Source organism: Saccharicrinis sp. GN24d3 (genome assembly GCF_052400645.1).
Taxonomy (GTDB): domain Bacteria; phylum Bacteroidota; class Bacteroidia; order Bacteroidales; family Marinilabiliaceae; genus Saccharicrinis.
Genome location: NZ_JBQTGI010000006.1, coordinates 1 through 19,920, shown reverse-complemented (window position 1 = coordinate 19,920; position 19,920 = coordinate 1). Strand labels below are relative to the sequence as shown.

At 39.9% G+C, this 19,920-nt stretch carries 13 protein-coding genes; 10 read left to right on the top strand and 3 right to left on the bottom strand.

The window, feature by feature from the left end:
- Positions 1 to 633 precede the first annotated feature (633 nt).
- Positions 634 to 1,890: an OmpA family protein gene (locus ACT29I_RS08605; protein WP_444793211.1), complete on the bottom strand. Its 1,257-nt coding sequence runs from the start codon at positions 1,888 to 1,890 to the stop codon at positions 634 to 636.
- A gap of 187 nt (positions 1,891 to 2,077) precedes the next feature.
- Here ACT29I_RS08605 and ACT29I_RS08600 point away from each other — a divergent pair, with 187 nt between their 5' ends.
- The 7 genes from ACT29I_RS08600 (at position 2,078) to ACT29I_RS08570 (ending at position 16,274) form a co-directional block, all read left to right on the top strand.
- Complete coding sequence (locus tag ACT29I_RS08600; protein ID WP_444793210.1) at positions 2,078 to 6,106, top strand: choice-of-anchor D domain-containing protein; 4,029 nt, start codon at positions 2,078 to 2,080, stop codon at positions 6,104 to 6,106.
- A gap of 61 nt (positions 6,107 to 6,167) precedes the next feature.
- Positions 6,168 to 8,102: a choice-of-anchor U domain-containing protein gene (locus ACT29I_RS08595; RefSeq protein ID WP_444793209.1), complete on the top strand. Its 1,935-nt coding sequence runs from the start codon at positions 6,168 to 6,170 to the stop codon at positions 8,100 to 8,102.
- A 255-nt stretch (positions 8,103 to 8,357) separates the two neighbouring features.
- Entirely contained in the window at positions 8,358 to 9,779 is a 1,422-nt protein-coding gene (locus ACT29I_RS08590; RefSeq protein ID WP_444793208.1) for a DNRLRE domain-containing protein, read from the top strand.
- A 108-nt stretch (positions 9,780 to 9,887) separates the two neighbouring features.
- The gene (locus tag ACT29I_RS08585) at positions 9,888 to 10,964 is read left to right on the top strand and encodes a lysylphosphatidylglycerol synthase transmembrane domain-containing protein (RefSeq protein WP_444793207.1); all 1,077 of its coding nucleotides are present in this window, start codon (positions 9,888 to 9,890) and stop codon (positions 10,962 to 10,964) included.
- A 145-nt stretch (positions 10,965 to 11,109) separates the two neighbouring features.
- Entirely contained in the window at positions 11,110 to 11,892 is a 783-nt protein-coding gene (gene modA, locus ACT29I_RS08580; RefSeq protein WP_430934950.1) for a molybdate ABC transporter substrate-binding protein, read from the top strand.
- Between the two features lie 39 nt (positions 11,893 to 11,931).
- Complete coding sequence (locus ACT29I_RS08575) at positions 11,932 to 15,030, top strand: PAS domain-containing hybrid sensor histidine kinase/response regulator (protein ID WP_430934949.1); 3,099 nt, start codon at positions 11,932 to 11,934, stop codon at positions 15,028 to 15,030.
- 224 nt (positions 15,031 to 15,254) lie between these two features.
- On the top strand, positions 15,255 to 16,274 hold the full coding sequence (locus ACT29I_RS08570; RefSeq protein ID WP_430934948.1) for a branched-chain amino acid aminotransferase: 1,020 nt from the start codon (positions 15,255 to 15,257) through the stop codon (positions 16,272 to 16,274).
- A 342-nt stretch (positions 16,275 to 16,616) separates the two neighbouring features.
- Here the strand turns inward: ACT29I_RS08570 and ACT29I_RS08565 are convergent, their stop codons facing one another.
- Both ACT29I_RS08565 and ACT29I_RS08560 read right to left on the bottom strand, forming a co-directional pair.
- Positions 16,617 to 17,471, bottom strand: a complete 855-nt coding sequence (locus ACT29I_RS08565) for a TraB/GumN family protein (protein WP_444793206.1) — start codon at positions 17,469 to 17,471, stop codon at positions 16,617 to 16,619.
- 57 nt (positions 17,472 to 17,528) lie between these two features.
- Positions 17,529 to 17,924 (bottom strand): hypothetical protein, encoded by a 396-nt coding sequence (locus ACT29I_RS08560; RefSeq protein ID WP_430934946.1) that lies wholly within the window; start codon positions 17,922 to 17,924, stop codon positions 17,529 to 17,531.
- Positions 17,925 to 18,008: 84 nt separating this feature from the next.
- Here ACT29I_RS08560 and ACT29I_RS08555 point away from each other — a divergent pair, with 84 nt between their 5' ends.
- The 3 genes from ACT29I_RS08555 to ACT29I_RS08545 all read left to right on the top strand — a co-directional run bounded on the left by ACT29I_RS08555 (position 18,009) and on the right by ACT29I_RS08545 (position 19,857).
- Positions 18,009 to 18,743, top strand: coding sequence for an SOS response-associated peptidase (locus ACT29I_RS08555; protein ID WP_430934945.1), 735 nt, complete (start codon positions 18,009 to 18,011; stop codon positions 18,741 to 18,743).
- A gap of 148 nt (positions 18,744 to 18,891) precedes the next feature.
- Complete coding sequence (locus ACT29I_RS08550; RefSeq protein ID WP_430934944.1) at positions 18,892 to 19,467, top strand: hypothetical protein; 576 nt, start codon at positions 18,892 to 18,894, stop codon at positions 19,465 to 19,467.
- Between the two features lie 36 nt (positions 19,468 to 19,503).
- Positions 19,504 to 19,857: a septal ring lytic transglycosylase RlpA family protein gene (locus ACT29I_RS08545; protein WP_430934943.1), complete on the top strand. Its 354-nt coding sequence runs from the start codon at positions 19,504 to 19,506 to the stop codon at positions 19,855 to 19,857.
- Positions 19,858 to 19,920 lie beyond the last annotated feature (63 nt).

Here is a 19,920-nt window from a genome sequence, read left to right as displayed (position 1 = left end):
GGCGGACGTTTCATTTTCAGTTCGCCTCAGTTTTTATATTTCAACGCTGTTCATGATTTCGGCAACGCTCCAATTGCCTTAGCTGCAAACGAAACACAAATTGTGCCGCCGTTAACATGAAAAAGCTAAAAATAAGTGCGCTTCGCTTAAAGAAAAGAACCTGTCTCCCGGTCAGACGGGCTCGCGATGTTCAAACAGCTTTTGCTTTTATTGATTTTTGCTCCGTTCGGTAACACCTAAGCAAGTTTAATCATTACACTCACTTATCGTAAAAATTCTTTCCAACCGCTTGGATTACAGATTTTCTTAACGCTTTTTTTGCATGAAAGCGGATTATTCCCCAGGCACCATGCCTACTCGTTTAAAACTCTTGCTATTCTAATCAATACGATAGAATTAATAATGCTTAGTCGGTGCGTAATGATAAAAAATCATGCCGGGCAAAGCACTCTTTGCATTCTCAGCATAACCCAAACAAATTTGGTTGTGCATTCACTTCTTCCCGAATTACTTCGCCATTCGCTTGGGCATTCGGTAAAGCACAGGCAAGCATAGCTTTACATTCACTTCTTCAGGAATTGCTGCGCATTCGCTCGGGCGTTCGGCAGAACATAAGCAAGCTTTGTTTTGCTCTCACTTCTTCACGAATTCTACCCTTCGGTTATTGGCTTTTCCCTCAGGCGTATCGTTGGTATCCATGGGAGTGGTTTCTCCCATGCCTTTGGCACTTAGCCTGTCAGGTGATATGCCTAGTTTTACCATAGTGTTTTTTACTGTTTTTGCTCTTGCTTCCGATAAAGTTAAGTTGCTGGTATCATCGCTGTCGCTGTCGGTATGGCCTTCCACACTGAAATTAATCTCGGGGTGATCCTTCATCAATTGGGTCACTTTGTTAATAATGCCCATCGATTCGGGCTTTAATGTGGCTTTACCCACATCAAACCTGATACCTGATGCGATTATCTTTCCGTCCTGCAATATTCTGTCGTAAAATTTTACGCCACCTTCAGCAATCCTGATATTTTTTACGTAATACAAATTTTCATTGTGAGCGTGATAAGAATATAGGGTCAGTCCCTTTGGATCAAAATCGAGTCTGGGAATATTTAGCAAGCGGGTTTCGTCCATATAAGCTTTTAATTTTCCATTTGTATGGGCAATGGCAATGTGCATCCATCTCGATTTTTTAATGTTTTCACCGGGCAACCTGCTTCTAAAATGACCCATCTCCATTTCTTTGCTAGTAACGTTAATGCCTGTATATCCTGTAGGGCTTCCCGATTTCTGGTTTTTCCTATCGTACAGATGAATTTCAAACGTACCGCTTCCTGGATAATACAAGTCGAACTCTATAGTAAAAACTTGGGGGAGATAATCCTCCTTCGGATTTTTCATATATGGGATAATAGAAGGGTGGCCATCTCTCAACATAATCACCAGATCTTCGCCATACTTGGCCACTTCGGCATTTCCTCTGTGGAGATCCCACCTGGATGGGAACTCACCATTTTCCTCGCTCGATAAATCATCCTCAAAAATAACTTTGTCGCCGGGAACAAAATCATACTTGGCCCACGATAAGGTTGGACTTACACTTTTCTCCACAATGATAACCTGTTCTTCTGGTTGATTAGGGGATTCAGCTTGGCTGTTTGTTTGTGTTTCTTGTTTTTGATTCTTTTTGTTCTTCTTTTTGCCAAACAAACCACCAAGTCCTTCTTCCAGTTTGTCGAAACTTTTATTGATGGTTTTGTCAACTTTTTTATCCACCCTTTTTTCACCTTCTTTCTCGGTTTTCTTTACCGGATCTTTTACTTGCGCATTAATGCTTTGTTGCGAAAAAGTGAACAGGATACTGGCAGCAAATAGGATATAGCATATTTTTTTCATGATTGTTGGTTTATGGTAACACCTAGTTAGGATTCGTTCTTCTGAATAAATGTAAAACTAAACACGAGAGTAGGCTATCCCATAAAAATGGGATTTTGAATACCATATCCCATTAATATGGTATTGAAGTAGTATCCAATATGAACTAAATTATAGAAAGTTCATATTTTTTCTGGAGGATACTATTATGAAAAAACATTACCTGGCTTTATGCATAGTAGGGGCTTTGCTGCTAATCCTTGCCCCTGTCAAAGGACAATATGTTGAATTTGTCCAGATAACCGATGATACACGAGATCAAAAAATTCCGGCAATTGATGGCGATTATGTGGTGTACGAGCATTACCCTTTCGGAGGCGGTGTTGAGATTTATTTATATAATCGCGTAACCAAAACCGAAAAATTGCTTACCCCGGGCCCGGCTACTTTACGAATGAATCCCGATATTTCCGGCAACCGTGTGGTGTGGTCAGAAAAAGTGGATGACGAGTGGGATTGGGATATATTTATATACGACATAAACACGCCGCATATCGACCCACGTCCCCTATTGGTTTGGGAGGGGGGCCAAAGAAAACCAGCTATCCATGGCGACATCTTAGTGTTTGTCGATTATAAAATGGATGTCGATTACGGTAATGTTTATGCTTATGATTTTGCGACAGGGGTACTTACCCGCTTAACCCATGATGTTGAGCAAGGGCAAACAAACCCGGATGTGTTTGGTGATTATGTGGTGTGGGAAGATTTCCGGTCTGGAGATTGGGACATTTATATGTATCATATCCCCACAGGAACAGAAACGCAATTGACCGATCATCCTGCCAGTCAACAAAGGCCTGCTATTTATGACAAGCGCATTGTCTGGATGGACTATCGCAATGGAGATTGGGATATCTATATGCATCATATCACTCATGGAATTGGTAGTGTTTTTGAGAATTTTGATTGGCCCTTATGGAACCTGGGCCAATATAACAGGGAAGATCAGAAGTACCCGGCTATCTATGGGGATCGTGTGGTTTGGCAAGATGACAGAAACGGAGACTGGGATTTGTACATGTTTACTTTTATAAATCCTATCGCTGGAAACTTTACCAGAATGTTCGATGTGGACCATGATCAGACAATGCCGGCGATTTTTGATAAATATGTGGTGTTCGAAGATGAGCGTGACAATGATGGAGCAAAAGATATTTGGCAATGGGAAGTGCCTCCGGGATGCGATTTGTCTTTGGTGGTAGAGGATGAACCTGACCCGGTTGTTACGGGCAACGAGCTAACTTACACCGTTTACATTAAAAACACGGGACAGCAAACTGCCAACAATGTTTTGGTAACGTGTACTTTATCTTCCAGTGTTGATTATGTAAGGTCGTACAATAGTCATGGTACAGGATCGACTATCGTGGGTAATGAGGTGCTTTGCAGTCTGGGCACCATGGAATACAACGACCTTGACACCATAGAAGTAGTAGTGACCCCGCTGGACGAAGGCAGACCCATTTTTACCGCTCTGGTTGAAACGATTGACAACGATATAAATCTTGAAAACAATTTTCAAAGTATAAGAACAGACGTAGTATGGGCTCTATCGGATGTAATTGATGTTGGTATGAGTCCCTCACTGTACATGCATAATAATGCATCTCATATTGTTTATACCGACAAAGAGGAAGGTGATTATTTAAGATACGCTACTAATAAAAGCGGTGCCTGGTCAAGAAGTACTGTTTATGAAAATGATGATGATCCAATTTTCTATCCTCATGTTGCCGTAGATCAAAACGATACGGTCCATGTGGTTTATTATGAATATATATATACTAACTGGCTTTCACCTTATGAATTATACTATGTAAGGCAAACAGCATCCGGTTGGTCCACTCCTTTGAAATTGGCCGATTCATCTAGCGACTTCGGAGGTGTAAATATTAATTGCAGTCCGGAAGGGATTGTCTATGTTTCCTATCTGAAAACTCAATGGGGCGATAATATTAACTTACATTATTTTAATGGAACATGGAATGGTCCCCTTGTGCTGCCAACTTTGCCTTCCCGGAGCGCCTACAATGACCTGGCCATGTCGGTCGATAATAATGGTCATATCCATTTTGCTTATTATTTAATGGGTGCTGCGAATCAGGGCCCTCATTATATGACCAATGCGCCCGACAGCATATGGAAAACCTCGGAGTTAATACAGGACAATTGGGGGGGAGGTCAACTTGAAACCTTACGCTTGAGCATAGCTACCGATAATGGCAACCGTCCACATATTTGTTATTCGGCATCTCACGAGGGAGACTATGAAGAAAACTATATGTATGCGGTGAAGACTTCGGGCAGCTGGTCAAACGACTTTGTATATGCCCAGCAATGGAGTAGCTTTAGTGCTATTGCTACCGATCCATTGCAGGATCCTCATATTTGTTTCAAGGATCAAATTTCAGGTAGGTTGATTTATTCTTTCGAGAGTGGCGGAAATTGGGTACATAAAACGATTACGAACGATGGCAGCAGTATTAATGGAATAAAATCAGATGATGACGGTTATGTTCATATTGCCTTTAGCGAATATAACAGCTCGTATGGTAAAAACGTGTTAAAATACCTGACCAGCAGACCGGAACCGCCTAAACCACAAATTTCTGTTAGTCCTGACTCTATTGATTTCTGGAAACGAATTGTGGGACAAATTACCGATCCGCGTGTGGTGACTATAAGAAATTATGGCGATGCAGATTTGGTTATTGCTAATGCAAGTATCGATTATACTATTGAACAGGATTTTTATATCACCGACAATCCTTGTACAACGATTCCTGCAGATGGAAAGTGCGAGATATCCGTTGCGTTCGATCCTCAATCCATTGGCAATAAAACCGAATATCTACGGATAGAATCCAATGATCTTGTTTATCCGGTAATCAGAATTAAACTGAAGGGCGAAGGTTTAGAACCGATAGCCATCGTGAATGGGGATAGCCAGTTTGGAGAAGTAACTGTGGGTTCGTCATTGTCTCATCCGTTCGAAATAATAAACGAAGGCAATACCGATTTAAGGGTCGACCTGGTGGTAATTCAGGACGATGATGCCGACCAGTTCTCGTTCGATGGTTTGCCCGATGGGGCTTTCTACATCAATCCCGGCGAATCCCAAGCTTTCAATGTTTATTTCTCGCCAACAACGGTAGGGGATAAAATCACCCGACTGTTAGTTTATACCAGCGACCTTGATTACCGGAATATTTATTTGACCGGAACAGGTGTCGTTCCATGGTATCCTATTTCAGGAAGCGTAAAAGCCCCCGACAATTCCCCAATTACCCAAGGAGTCGTAATTGTAGACGTCATGAAAGACAATGGAGATCTGGATTTTTTCATCCGGGAAGAGCTTTTTGGGTCGGATTTGTTCAGTCTAAATGCACCGGAAGGTACCGTAACATTATTTATCCATCCGGATGAAGATGTTTATCCTGAGTTAATGCGCGGTTATTATGGTAATGCTGCAACGTTGGCCGATGCCACAATGATCAACCATAACCAGGAGATTATCGGACTTGAATTGTTTGCGCTTAACGCTCCGGGAAATGCAGGAGGCAGCTCTCAGGTAGATGGTTCTTTAGAAAATGAAGATAGCCCGCAGGCCTATCCAACCGGGTTAAAATCTGTTTTGGCCAGCAAAGTTGAAGGTGCAGCCGTTTATTTGTACGACCAGTCCGGAACTATTATTGCGTATGATGTTACTGATGTCAACGGGGAATTCAGTTTTACAAATATCCCGGCAGGAACATTTACTTTTTATGTAGATCATTTTGGCATTCCAATGGGCAATGCGACCCAGGTTGAAGAAGTTGTCATTGATGCTGACGGACAGGTAATGGTGATTGAAGCCAAAATTGTGAATGGTGTTATTACAGCAACTGTTTCGGAAATAACAGGAGTGTCGAGCCTGTTTGATAAAGCTGAACTAAAAGTCTATCCTAATCCCGCAAAATCAGTACTTTATATTGATGCCCCAATGTTCAAGGATGAGGTTGTTGTTCAAATTATCAATGCTGCAGGTCAGGTTGTCTGGCATAAAAACATTCAACCTAACATTGGAGGCTTAAGGACGAGCATATCGGTAGATTTTCTCGAGAATGGAGTTTACTTGTTGCAAGTTATAGGTTATGGTGAAAGTTACCAGACCAAGGTGGTTGTCAGAAATTAGAAATTACTACTCGAGGTGCGGCTTGGAATCGTACCCCGAGTCTAATTTTAACTCTATAGCTATGAAAAATTTATTTTTACTTTCAATGATTATGGGTGCTTTCGTTTGTATGGCACCTATATTGAACCGTTCCTATGCTCAGGAACTCACCGTACCGGATTATGCCTATGGTACGGTATACTCTGAGTGGGGCACGGTTGACGGTCAAGGTGTTACGAATCCGGGGCCTTATGCCGGTTATTCCGAAGGAGACGAAGAAAGACCAGCAGATGTTTTTTTGGCACATGGTTACCGCTGGTGGGGATATCCTGAAAATATTTTATTGATTTGTCACAAATTCCAGCCTTTTAATTATCCAGGCTATCATGGGGTGTGGGATATGTCTCATTTGGGGTGTTCCGGCGCCATGCTTGGCCATTCCGCTGCTTGGGGAGGGGTAGTCGTTGAACCTGAATTGCGCAGCATAAGTTGCTTGGGAGGAACCCAAAACGATGATGATGGCCCCACGGAACAATGGTGTATCTGGCTCGGTATGAACAAAATATGCTATCCTATCCCTTCGCACTGGGGATACACCCGTCCTTATGGTTACCTGCGAAAAATCGTGGAAGTGAAATCAACGGGATCATTGCAGGTTGGCGATCCCGTGGATATCACAGCAAGCCTTGCTTCTCAGGGAGTTTTTGAAGGAGATGGGTCAATGTCAGCTGTAGGTACGCTTTTTCTCAATAAAATAGATGAAATGCCATGGCATAATGAATGGGGCATGGGTCGAGAATACCTTCGCGCAGGCGATGTTGCTGATATTACAGGTACGCCTGAGATGATGAACAATATGCTTGGCCACATCACTTATATGAGTTTAAACAATACCGAAAATACAAGTGCAATAGTAGCCATTGGCGATATTATTGTGGTGGAGGTGGTGTTTGATAATAAAGTTGTACTTGAAAATCCAGGAGAAAGATATGCGGGAGAAAAATCAGAAGGTTGGGTTGGAGAAAGACCTGATGAGTTGTTCAGTTATATTGAGTATACCCGTACGGATTCAATTAAGAAAATGATCAAGAATTATGGGAATACGTTAATATACAATTTAACGAGTGATACTCCGGGTGCTTTTCTTGAAGCATTATCGCCTGCCGGTCCAAACCTGGATACTGATCAGGATGGAATCAGTGATACACGCGAAAAAGGACCAGATGGCAGCGACGACAATTACGACGGTAATACCGATGGACTGGCGGATCATGAACAGGCTAATGTAGCATCTTTCCATACCTATGATGGTTTGAATTACGTAACGATGGTAGTGCCTGAGGATGTAGAGCTTACGCAACTTGTGGTCGCAAGCAATCCATCGCCAGACGATATGCCAGCGGATGCCGATTTTCCATTTGGCTTTTTCGATTTTTCCATAGATGGACTTGATCCGGGAGAGGCGATTACGGTTATGTTATATTTACATGGAGGCGAAACGGTGGATAAATATTACAAATACGGTTACACCCCCGACAACAACGAGAAACACTGGTATGAATTTATGTATGACGGAGAAACCGGGGCTGACATCAATACAGATGTTATCACTTTGTATTTTGTAGATGGCTTACGTGGCGATGAGGATATTACGGTGAATGGTTCAATCAAAGAACCTGGCGGCCCTATGAAAGATACTTCCACAGGCATAAATGAAGAAAGTATTTCAGGGTTTGTTTTGGGCCAGAATTACCCAAATCCTTTTGCCGGTCAAACAAAAATCGGTTATGAAATATTTAATTCCTCTCAGTTGATTATAAGGGTATTCAACCTTGCCGGACAGGAAGTCAAAACCCTGGTTAACCAGCAAATGCCGGCAGGAAAACACGAAGTTGTTTGGGACGGTAGAGATAACAGAGGAAACCAACTCCGAAACGGCCTGTATTTTTATCGAATGGAGGTGTTTACCGAAACAGGAAGTCATAAAAAGATAAGGAAGATGGTTTTGAAGAAATAAGTAATGTCACTTCTGCCGAGGGTTTGGTTTTGCGGGAAACCCTCGGTTCGGTTACAAAAATTAGTTGTTGATACTACGCAACCATTTTTATTTTTTCACATCATTCCTACATAGTTAAGCGCTTGATAGCGACCGGCTAAACGTTTGTTGTTGTCTAAAACTAAATAGTAAAAACGGTATTGCATCTTGTTGCCGTCAGCAATCTGTAACCTTAACTTTATGAAAAGATTTAGTAACCGGTAAAACTCAAATGTTATGGAAAGATTAACAGGACTTGCATCTAAAACATTGTTTTTGATGGCTTTTTTGATGTGTACATTTACTTCTTGCGAGAAGGATCCCGGAAACGAGCCGGGAAGCGACCTGGGGCAACTTGAGTTTAACTTTTCTTCTGATGATTTGCAGGAAAGTCTGAAGTCAACAGTAGATGGTGACTCAACGGAGAATGGGGATTTTGCCTACTACAAGTTGCTCATTTCGGTGGTTGACGAAGATGGTGTTGTTGTTCTCGACAAGGAGGCAGTTTCGTTGTACAAATTCTGGGATGGGTTTATAAGTGAAAAAGTGGAACTGAAAGAGGGAACATATACCTTAACCGAGTTTATGATAATTAACAGCAATGGAGAAGTTGTGTTTGCAACACCAAAAGAAGGCTCCCCTTTGGCTTATCTGGTTGAAAAACCGTTACCCGTAAATTTTATAATTGAAGCCAGTGATGTAACGGGTCTCCGAATCGAAGTTATCCCTGTTGGGGATCATCCACCCGAAGACTTTGGTTATGTGAATTTTGGAATCGGCATTGTTAGGCCATTAGCTTTTTTTACTGCGGCATATATCAACCATCCTTTAATTATGGCACCCAGCAGGTTTATAGAAGCTAACCTGGATGTGTACGATCCGGAAGGAAAATATTATGAATTTAAACTCGAAGCAAAGGTAAATGAATTGGTGATTAAAGGGCTCAGGGGTAATTATATTTTTTTGCTGAAAACAGACGACTACGAAAAGAAGTTCATGTTTAGTTATCGTGAGCTTAAAATGAGTTCGGAAGATAATCCATTACTGCTTCCCATAGGAGATAATAGCGGAATTTATGAAATGGAATTTATGGCAAGTCCCGATACTACAATGGATGCGATGATCACAGATTTAAATGGAAACGAAAATTTCGGGGATCACCCCATGTTTTCAGCATCATTTAAATCGGAACCAATTCTAACAGTTATGAGAACTACCCGCAGCTTGATGTATTATGATATTAGAAGATATTTGCCAAAATCAGCCACAATCAAAAAGGTTCAGCTAACACTAACTGTAACTGGTGATATCTATACCATGCAACAACAAAATACAGATATGTTACCAATGTATACCGGGGTTTTTAAGCAAATTGTGGAAGAATGGAAGGAAGAAGGTGTGACCTGGAACAATCAACCGGAAACAACCGATGCAAATAAGGTAATTATTTATTACAATCCTTGGATCGATTTTAACAAAAGAACCTATGATATTACCCGATTATTTGTACCTGTAGACAAAGCCAACTACCCCAACTATGGATTTATGTTTACACATTATCCAGAAAATATATCCGGAGGTATTGAGTTTGGTTCAAGTGATGCTAAAAATAGGGATGATAGACCGGTATTTAAGGTATATTACACTTTGCCATTGTAATAAGCAATCATGTAATGGTTTAGGGCAAAGGGATATGCATCCTTTTGCCTTTTTTAAGCCATAATATCATTTTATTGTTTACATTTACTTTAACAAAGCAAGCGTTAAATGCAGACTCAAGACAACTCCGGGAAAATAATAAAAAGCATCCGGCCGTCAAGGATTATTTGGCCTATAATCATTGGGATTGGATTTTCCGGGTACATGTTATACCATGAATATGAACCTGGTAGTCTTGATGTTTTGCAATTAACCTTAAAAACCGGTTTTTGGATCGCCGTTTCGTTCATGTTTATGGTGATCCGCGATCTCGGCTATATCTACCGCATCAGGTTATTGTCCAATAAAAAGCTAACATGGCAAAAGGCTTTTTCAGTTATTATGTTATGGGAGTTTACCTCTGCTATAACCCCGTCGGCTATTGGAGGAACAAGCGTAGCTATCTTTTTCTTAAATAAGGAAGGTATTCGAATTGGCCGAAGCACCGCACTTGTTATGGTCACCTCCTTTCTTGACGAACTGTTTTTTATAATCGCCTTTCCTGTTGTTTTGCTATTTATAGGGCGCACGGATATATTCGGATTTGGCATCGATGCAGCAGAAAACCTGCCGTGGTATAAAAATCAGTTTATTCTGTTTGCTTTATCGGGATATGGTTTAAAGTTTTTGTATACCGTTGTTATCACCTATGGGTTATTTGTAAATCCAAGAGGACTAAAATTTCTGTTGCTATGGATTTTCAAGTTGCCAATCATACGAAAGTGGCGTCCGGATGCAAATGAATCAGGTTCGGATTTGATTAACACTTCGAATGAATTTAAGCAATGGCCCTTAAGTAAATGGACAAAAGCCTTTGTGGCCACTTCAATTAGCTGGATAAGCAGGTATTGGGTGGTGAACACAATAATCATATCCTTTTTCGGTTTTTCGTTTATCGATTTTGACGGACATGTCTTGGTGTTTGGTAAGCAGTTGGTTATGTGGATTATGATGATAATAAGCCCAACACCCGGAGGTAGTGGATTTGCTGAATATGTATTTAAGGAATTTCTGGCCGGGATTGTACCTGTGGGTACCGGGGTGGCCATGGCATTTGTCTGGCGGTCAATTAGTTATTATCCTTATTTGTTTATAGGAGGTGTATTGGTGCCGCGATGGATACGTAAGCATTTCATAAAACGTTAGTTATATTTGACAAACATAAAATATTATTAGACGAAATAGTCCTTTTCAATCGCACTTTCTGCGTAAATTGTTGAAGGATTATTTTAGTTTAATCAACACAACAGTTTCAAGAAATTTTACATCTGTGAGATATATCATATTATTAATGTCAGTATTGTTTTTCGTGGCCTGTGATGAGGTTAAGAATAAAAGCAATAAATCTGCATCAGAACATAAGAAAGAGCTTACCATATATTGTGAAAATGCAATGGTTCCGGTACTGATGGAACTTAAAGAAAAATTCGAGTCGGGAAGCGGCTGTACAATTAAACTGCACAATGATGGCTCTCAGAATTTAAGTAGCCTGATTCAATATACCCAAAAAGGTGATATTTATTTGCCGGCTTCAAAGGTGGGCTTCAAAAAATTAAGCAGCAAGAATTATAATTATATTGTGGATTCCGTGTTTATCGGTTATAACACTTTGGTAGTGATGACTGTTAAAGGAAACCCGACCGGATACGATGGTGATATTAACAGCCTTGTTGAGAAACAACATGCCATAATAATAGCCAATCCCGAAACAAGTACGCTGGGATATGATACCCGAAAATATTTGGAAGAGAAGAAGTTGTACAGTGATGTGATATTAAATGTTGTTGCATTATCTACCGATAGCAGGGGTTTGGTGAAAAGTTTAAAAAATGAGGAGGCGCAGTTAGTGCTGAACTGGGAAAGTGATATCTATGTCAATGGAAACCGCGATCATGTTGAAGTTTTTAACATTCCGGATTTCCAGCAATCGCCTTCCGAAATATACGCCGGGATATTATCTACAAGCGAAAACCCCGAATTAGCCAGAGAATTTCTGGATTATGCTACCGGAGAGGAAGCCATATCAATTTTTAGAAAGTATGGATTTAATAGGAGGAAAACATTAATTTTTTAAATTTATACCCTGAATTAATTGATTTGAAAATAAAATTTTGTGGGAAAGACTTCTAATTCGCAAAAAGGGCAATTGTATATTGGTGAGCCAATAATAGCAAAACTGTACCTTTTACTGGCTATTTTTCTGCTTACCATAGCGGCAATTTTGGTGATAGAAAACTATTTTGATAAAACATATATCCTTCGCTATCAGGAAGTAATTCATAATCAAGAGCAGAAGAAGAAAGTGGAAAAAGTGTTACAAAAAAACATTCTGAAACTTAACTTGCTTTTTAAAGATTACCCAAGCATTGATCACCCCCAAGAACTTGCCAATACGCAAAACAATATTACCAACCTCGTAACCGAATGTTTAAATATTGTCGAAATCCTCGACCGTGGCGGAACGTTAAATGAGGTTAAACCCGTTAATTTGCAAGATCAGGAGTTGGTAACGGAGGTTATTGTACACAAGGTGGATGAATTTACAGGAACAATACCTGAGGTACGTGAACTTGCTCCCAAAGTCAATGACTTAAATGTGCTCGCCTCAAAAATATCGGCGATTATTTCGTCGTACTTGCAAAACGAAGATGCCGATAAGGAATTATATCTGAAAAATATTGGGTTTTTATTAAAGCAATCAGAAAGTCATTTTTCTCGTATCAACGAAATTGAGAACAAGATTTCGTACGATATTAATAAAAATGTTGCTGCGCTTAATAATGCGAGTATTAATATAATAAACAAGTATAATAACTTTAAATACCTGAGCCTTTTTGTTTTTACCTTAATAGCAGGAGTGATTACCTATTATCTGATTATTCAAATTAAAAATGTAATTATTAACAGAAAAAAGGCCGAAGAGAACAACGAAAAACTCCTACAGGCGGTAGAGCAAAGCCCTATCTCTATAATGATTACCGATACGAAAGGCAACGTGGAATATGTGAATAAAGGTTTTCAGGATATCACAGGTTTTGACAAGCATGAGGTATTGCATAACAATATTGACTTATTTCATAATAATAACAGTGGCACTCCACCTGCCTTCTGGCAGACGATACAGGAAGGAAGAACCTGGACAGGAGAAATCAATAACCGAAAAAAGAACGGTGAGGTTTATTGGGAAAAGGTTCTTGTGTCGCCTGTGCTGAGTAAGGCCAATACCATTTCGAGTTTCATCGCGATTAAGGAAGACATTACCGAAAAAAGAATATTGACGCATTCGTTGGAAGAATCGATTGAATCGATGAAAACAATTATTGAGAACCTTCCGGTGGGAATATTAATTGTTAACAGTAACAAGGAGATTATTCAGGTCAATGATACCGCTGCCAATATTATGGGATACAAAAAGCAGGAGGATGTAATCGAAGCCATGCAAGGGCTTGATTATGGGCAAGTGTTTATTACCCAGAAAGAAGAACATTTTTCGGATCCTTCTACGCGCGTGGTGGTTTCGATGCTTGAGGAACGATTAGAGGTGAAGCAAAATAATATATCCAGATCTATCCTTAAAAATATCATACCTATCCGCCTTAATAATGAGAACGTTTACCTGGAGGCATTTATGGATATCAGTGCGCAAAAAGAAGTTCAGAAGAAGGAAGCAGAGTCCAACAAGGCCAAATCGGAATTCCTGGCTAACATGAGTCACGAAATTCGCACGCCCATGAACGGTATTATTGGTGCAACCGAGTTGCTGGGCAACACAAAGATGACTAAGGAACAGAATAATGTTGTTTCAATTATTAGTCGTTCGTGCGAAAATTTATTGAATATCATCAACGACATCCTGGATTTTTCGAAGATAGAAGCCGGGAAAATGAAAATTGAGCCCTATCCTTTTAATATTCGCTCAACCATTGATTACCTGGTGGATCAAATGTCGTTTAAAACCAACGAAAAAGGCATCGAGCTGATTAGTAGTTTAGAGCAAACCATACCGAGTATATTAATTGGTGACGAAAGTCGTTTGATTCAGGTGCTGATTAACCTGTTGGGCAATGCAGTTAAATTTACCTCGGAAGGTGAGGTTGTGCTGAAAGTGGAAGTAAGCAAACAAATTGGGTCTCAAATCTCCCTTCATTTTATGGTAGAGGATTCCGGTATCGGAATCCCTAAAGATAAGCTGGAAAAAATATTTGAATCGTTTACGCAGGCGGATGGATCTACCACCCGAAAATTTGGGGGGACCGGATTGGGAACCAGTATTTCCAAAATGTTGATTGAACTGATGGGTGGAAAAATATGGGTGGAAAGCCCCAACCCAAATTTTGCCTGGAGCGAGGACAACCCGGGCTCGGTTTTCCATTTTATCGTTCCGTTGAAAATAGATAAAAATCAATCTCCCGAAGAGTTGCATGGCGAGAAGTTTAAGAACATAAAAACCTTGGTTGTCGACAACCACAAAACCAATGTGTTGCTGTTGAAAAAAACTTTAAATAACTGGGGTATTGAGTCTGAAAGCTGTTTCGATGAAAAATCGGCGCTGGAAATCATTAAAAGTGAAAAAGATTTTGATCTGGTTATCATCGATTCCCATGTGTTTAGCAAAGTAGACGAGGGTTTTATCGATACCGTTAAAAAGGAGATTAACAAGGTTAAAATAATCCTGTTTACGTCCAATCTTAAATGGAAAGAGAGTTATGACTTTAAAGGAGTTGACCATGTAATTCATAAGCCTATTAAACACACCCAATTGTTCACAACGATTGATTCCATGTTCTTTTCAAATGTTGACAATGAAGGGGAAAATAGTAAAAAACAAATCTCTTTTGAAGAAAGGATTAAGAACAAAATAATTTTATTGGTTGAGGACAATATCATCAATCAGCGTATCGCCGAAAAAATGTTGGATAGGATTGGTTTAAAAACAGCCATCGCCAACAACGGGAAAGAAGCAGTTGAGATGATTACCAGTGGCGAATATAGTTTCGACCTGATATTAATGGATGTTCAGATGCCTGTTTTGAACGGACTTGATGCCACGGCAGCCTTGCGGAGCAAGAATATTAATATCCCCATAATTGCCATGACTGCCAACGCCATGAAAGGTGATAGGGAGGTATGCATTGAGGCAGGTATGAACGACTATATAGGTAAGCCGGTGAAACTGGATGACCTGGCCAGTTTGATGGATAAGTGGATTTAAAAACCTGGTAAATCTACCAATATTATCAATTGCTATAATGTTTTTGTAATTAATGGCATAACAGTATGTAAGTGTTTTGCTGTTAGGTAATTGTTTTTCCATTTATTTGTTAGGGATGTATGGTAACATACTCAAAGTTGCTATCCGTCATGGAATAATTCATTTTATTGTTTTAGCTTTATGTCGGTAAAATAAATATTAGTTCATTATTTAATCATATTTTCATGAGCAAAATCGACTGGGCAAAATTATCGTTTAGTTATATTAAAACGGACTATAACGTACGTAGCTATTTTAAAGACGGCCAATGGAGCGAGTTAGAAGAGAGTACCTCGGAACAGCTTACCATTCATATGGCTGCCACTTGTGTTCATTACGGTCAGCAAGCTTTTGAAGGGCTTAAAGCATTTAAGGGAAAAGACGGCAAGGTCCGTATTTTCCGTATGGATGAAAATGCAAAGCGTCTACGTAGTTCTGCCGATGGTATTTTAATGCAGCCGGTGCCAACCGAACTTTTTCAGAAGGCTGTTGTACGTGCCGTCGAACTGAATATGGACTATGTTCCCCCCTACGAATCAGGAGCGGCCCTGTATATCCGTCCTTTGTTAATCGGTTCAGGGCCAAAGGTAGGGGTGTCGCCTTCCGAAGAATATACTTTTTTGGTTTTTGTAACACCGGTTGGGCCTTATTTTAAAGAAGGATTTAAACCTACCAAGCAAATGATTAGTCGCAAGTTCGACAGAGCTGCGCCGCAGGGAACAGGTAACTTAAAAGTTGGAGGAAATTATGCGGCAAGTATGCGTGCCGGAAAAGTTGCCCACGACGGGGGCTATTCTTCGGTGCTCTATTTAGACAGTAAAGAGAAGAAGTATATTGACGAGGCAGGCCCCGCGAACTTCTTCGCCATTAAAGGAAACACTTATGTTACCCCTTTATCTAATTCTATTTTGCCAAGCATTACCAACATGAGCTTGATTCAGCTGGCCCGGGACATGGGACTGGAAGTGGAAAGAAGGAAAGTGGAGATGAAGGAACTGGCCGAGTTTGATGAGGTAGGTGCTTGTGGTACCGCTGCCGTTATCAGCCCCATTGGGCAAATTGATGATATAGACGAAAACAAATCATACAAATTCGGTGATCCATCAGTTGCTGGCCCAATTAGTACCAAGTTGTATAACAAATTAAGAGGAATCCAATATGGCGAGGAACCGGATACGTACGGTTGGGTAACCGTACTGGAATAATACTGATAGATAATATTTTATAAGACAGGTTTCAAGGTGCTAAGCGATGGTGGGCTGTCAGGCAATATCTTTTAGTAAACCATGGTGGAGTAAGAATATATGCCGGTTGAGATGATCTTCCGGCATTTTTATTTCATTAGTTTTTTTATCCCAAAATTGTCATTAGGCTTTATTAGGCCGCATTATTTATGGAGGTGCGTGATGCGCATTTAAAATATCATAAAACTAGGTGTTACTGAAACGAGACTTAGCACCGCTCTGGTGAGTTGAAACAAGTTAGCGAAACGCCTTGTTTTGAAGTAGTATAACTGCCTAACAGGATTCCTAATGACAGATCTTGGTTTATTTTACTGCCTCAACGTTATATCCTTTTTTCTCCAATAAAGATAACCACCCGTTTTCACCGGCCAGGTGTCCGGCACCTACAGCAAAGAAGGTTGGCTTTTCTTTGGCAATTGAATCTAACTTACTAGCCCAGTCTTTATTTCTGCCGTGAATAAGTATCTCTTCATATTTTTCCATGCTCCACTCGCTTTCATCCATAAATTCAAGTAGGCCCTTTATATTTTCAGAATTATAGATTTTAACCAAAGTATTGAATTCATCCCTGGCTTTATCTTCTTGTTTTACGATGTCGGAAACCATCTTAAACTGCTCGGTCAACGGTATTTCGTTAAAAAAGCTCATTTGCTGTTCAAGGGTTTCTAAGCCCAATACCTCCTTATCATCTTCTTTTGCCATTTCTACAAAAACAGTCTCAAATGAAACTGGTTGGCATTGAAGAATAGAGATATAGCTCATAGATAGCAGTATAAGTGGTTTCATAACCTGAAGCTGTGCCATTCCTGTTCCAATTGTATTTTTAAATTTGTCGTCGAGGTAAGCATATTCCTCATCCGTAAGATAGTCCCTGGCAGTTTCCCCGTTTGTAAGCATGGACATACTCATCATTTTTTGCATCATTTGCGGATCGTCAAAGTCAACTTCCAGGTATACTTGTTGTGTCTCGGCAAAGCAGGCTTTAACCTTGCTCTTCATCGAGTAATCTTGCGGACAAATTAAATGAATGGTTCCGTAAATATAGGATGGCTCACTTAGTCCGTTTCCGGAAATTCTCCAAAGGAGTGAAGATTCTTGTGCATTTGTGGCAAGAAAAACAAATAGGCATAAAGCCGTTGAAAATAAAAAACTCTTCATTTAAGCAGGTTTTAAATTAATACTAGCCCAAATGTAATTAAAAATAAAGTAGGGGTGTTACTGTGAAATTGAACTGGCTCTTCTTTCTTCAACAATCATTAAAGCCTCTTCTCTGATGATATTGGGTAATTCGATTCTGCGCAGTTGCATGCTTTTCATCCAGTTGGCCACTTCACGTTCTTTTAGAGTATACAGGATGTCACGAAACTCTTCAATTTCGTTATCGGAATATTGATTTGCCGCCCTTTCTTTAAAGCGATCCAATTCCTCATCGTCGTAGTATTCGATTTTATCGCTGGAACTTAATAAACTGTCCGATTCGCAAACCTCATGGGCACCGCAACAATCTTCAGGAACCTCTTTCTGTTGTTCAACCACCTCCCCTGGCTTGGTTCGAGAGGCAAACCAGGCAAAAATCAACGCCACAATAATAAGCAGTACAATATAAATCATGGCACAAAATTAAAAAAAAGTGTTGTTTTAATGATCATATGCCCTTAATAAATCTTAACTTATGCGTGATTAATCAAATTTCCAATGTGTTTTACAGTTAAATATATCACCCAGAAAAAGCTTAAATATGCTAAGCGAAGAGGAGATAGCCCGGAAGAAATTGATCGGATCGAAAGGGATCTGAATGATCTTACACTCAACATGGAGGCTCAGGAAGCATCATCGGGGTTTGCCCATCCTCCCTTGCTTGTGTTCAGAAATGTAAATCCATTAACGCCAGAATTGTTCTATTGGGGCTTGGTTCCGTTTTGGGTGAAAGATGAGCAGCAAGCTACTCAAATACAAAATAAAACTTTAAATGCACGGGGAGAAACGATTTTTGAAAAACCTTCTTTTAGGAAGGCAGCGCAATTTCAGCGATGCTTAATTATGATAGATGGTTTCTACGATTATCATCATAGTAAAGGGAAGGCGTACCCCTATCTTTTGGAGTATGCGGATAAATCGCCAATGGTGTTGGCGGGTTTGTGGGATAGATGTAAAACAGTTGAAGGTGTGGTGTGGGAAACTGTAAGCATAGTTACGACGAAAGCGGAGGGTTTGGTAAAAGAAATACATAACAACCCTAAGCGGAAAGAATCGCGCACACCGGTGATCTTGCGTAAAAAAGACGAGCGAATCTGGTTGAGAGACAATTGTTCAGCCAATGAGTTGAGCCAGTTGATTAAAGAAGGTAACGGGCGTGATTTGATGGCCACACAGGTACCACCGCTAAACTCCAACTTCAAATCCAATACGCAAAAGAATACACTGTTTTAAAGTAAAAACAAGCATGAGCCGCATTGAATTAACATTTTGACAAAGTCAAATACAATCTTGGGATAATGCAGCTTCGTTAGGGTGAAAATAAATATCATCTTGTAAATTTTGATTTTGTATCTTTGGCGGCGTCTCAAACAAAATTATAATGAATATAGGATCAATTCAATTGGCCAGACTGCTTTTTATGTTGCTGCTATTTGCGTTTAGCAATAATATTTTTTCCAGGAAACTCCCTGGTTATATTGTAACGGAAAGCAATGATACGGTTTATGGAAAAGTAAAAGTAAGTGCGACCAATCCAAGAGTGGGAGGGTTTTCTTTAAATCAAATAAATTTAGAGACCTGTTACATGCAAGTTGCCTTTTGCGAACAAGGTGCCTCACGTTTTAAAACATATGAACCAAAGGAAATAAGGGAGTATGCATTTAAATTTGACGGGCGGGAATATTTCTTTTACAGATTCCAGATATTATATAACAGTATTGTTAAAGCTGAAGAAAATCGTTATGAACTACTTAACCTGGTGCAAAGAACGAAGACATTCTCAACCTATCGCAGTCTTCGGTATGTTATGGACCATAAGGATGAAAGTGCACATAACATCTACGTTAAAACAAACAATGTTGTTCCAAGCTACACGTATTATAAGCACCAAAATGGTTCTGAGCGAATTATCGATCACAAAACTCAATCAATAGAGAAAAAGTATCTAATTAAATAGCCAAGCATTAATTAATACCGACATTTATCTGCTTTTATGAAACGCTTAATAGTACTGTTCGTTATTATCTCTAGTGGATTGTTGCTTTCTGCCCAGCAAAAAGGAAAAGCATCGTATTACGCCGATGAGTTCGAAGGCCGCAAAACCGCAAGCGGTGAATTGTACAGACATCATTTAAAAACGGGAGCTCACAAAACGTTACCATTTGGTACCCTTGTCAAAGTCACCAATATCAGCAATAAAAAGACGGTAGTGGTTAAAATAAACGATAGAGGTCCTTTTGTTAATGGGCGTATTATTGACTTGTCCAAAAGTGCAGCGATACAACTTGGAGGTGTACGAGAAGGAATTTTTGAAGTAATGCTGGAAATAAAAAAGCCTGCCAGGTAATATTTCCGTAGCCCGTTTGCTTATCCAACCAATTTTGAAAGGAGGATTGCGGAAGCACGTCTG

Coding starts and splice junctions, on each gene's coding strand:
- ACT29I_RS08605 (WP_444793211.1), bottom strand. CDS start 1,890: ATGAAAAAAATATGCTATATCCTATTTGCTGCCAGTATCCTGTTCACT.
- ACT29I_RS08600 (WP_444793210.1), top strand. CDS start 2,078: ATGAAAAAACATTACCTGGCTTTATGCATAGTAGGGGCTTTGCTGCTA.
- ACT29I_RS08595 (WP_444793209.1), top strand. CDS start 6,168: ATGAAAAATTTATTTTTACTTTCAATGATTATGGGTGCTTTCGTTTGT.
- ACT29I_RS08590 (WP_444793208.1), top strand. CDS start 8,358: ATGGAAAGATTAACAGGACTTGCATCTAAAACATTGTTTTTGATGGCT.
- ACT29I_RS08585 (WP_444793207.1), top strand. CDS start 9,888: ATGCAGACTCAAGACAACTCCGGGAAAATAATAAAAAGCATCCGGCCG.
- modA (WP_430934950.1), top strand. CDS start 11,110: ATGTCAGTATTGTTTTTCGTGGCCTGTGATGAGGTTAAGAATAAAAGC.
- ACT29I_RS08570 (WP_430934948.1), top strand. CDS start 15,255: ATGAGCAAAATCGACTGGGCAAAATTATCGTTTAGTTATATTAAAACG.
- ACT29I_RS08565 (WP_444793206.1), bottom strand. CDS start 17,471: ATGAAGAGTTTTTTATTTTCAACGGCTTTATGCCTATTTGTTTTTCTT.
- ACT29I_RS08560 (WP_430934946.1), bottom strand. CDS start 17,924: ATGATTTATATTGTACTGCTTATTATTGTGGCGTTGATTTTTGCCTGG.
- ACT29I_RS08555 (WP_430934945.1), top strand. CDS start 18,009: ATGTGTTTTACAGTTAAATATATCACCCAGAAAAAGCTTAAATATGCT.
- ACT29I_RS08550 (WP_430934944.1), top strand. CDS start 18,892: ATGAATATAGGATCAATTCAATTGGCCAGACTGCTTTTTATGTTGCTG.
- ACT29I_RS08545 (WP_430934943.1), top strand. CDS start 19,504: ATGAAACGCTTAATAGTACTGTTCGTTATTATCTCTAGTGGATTGTTG.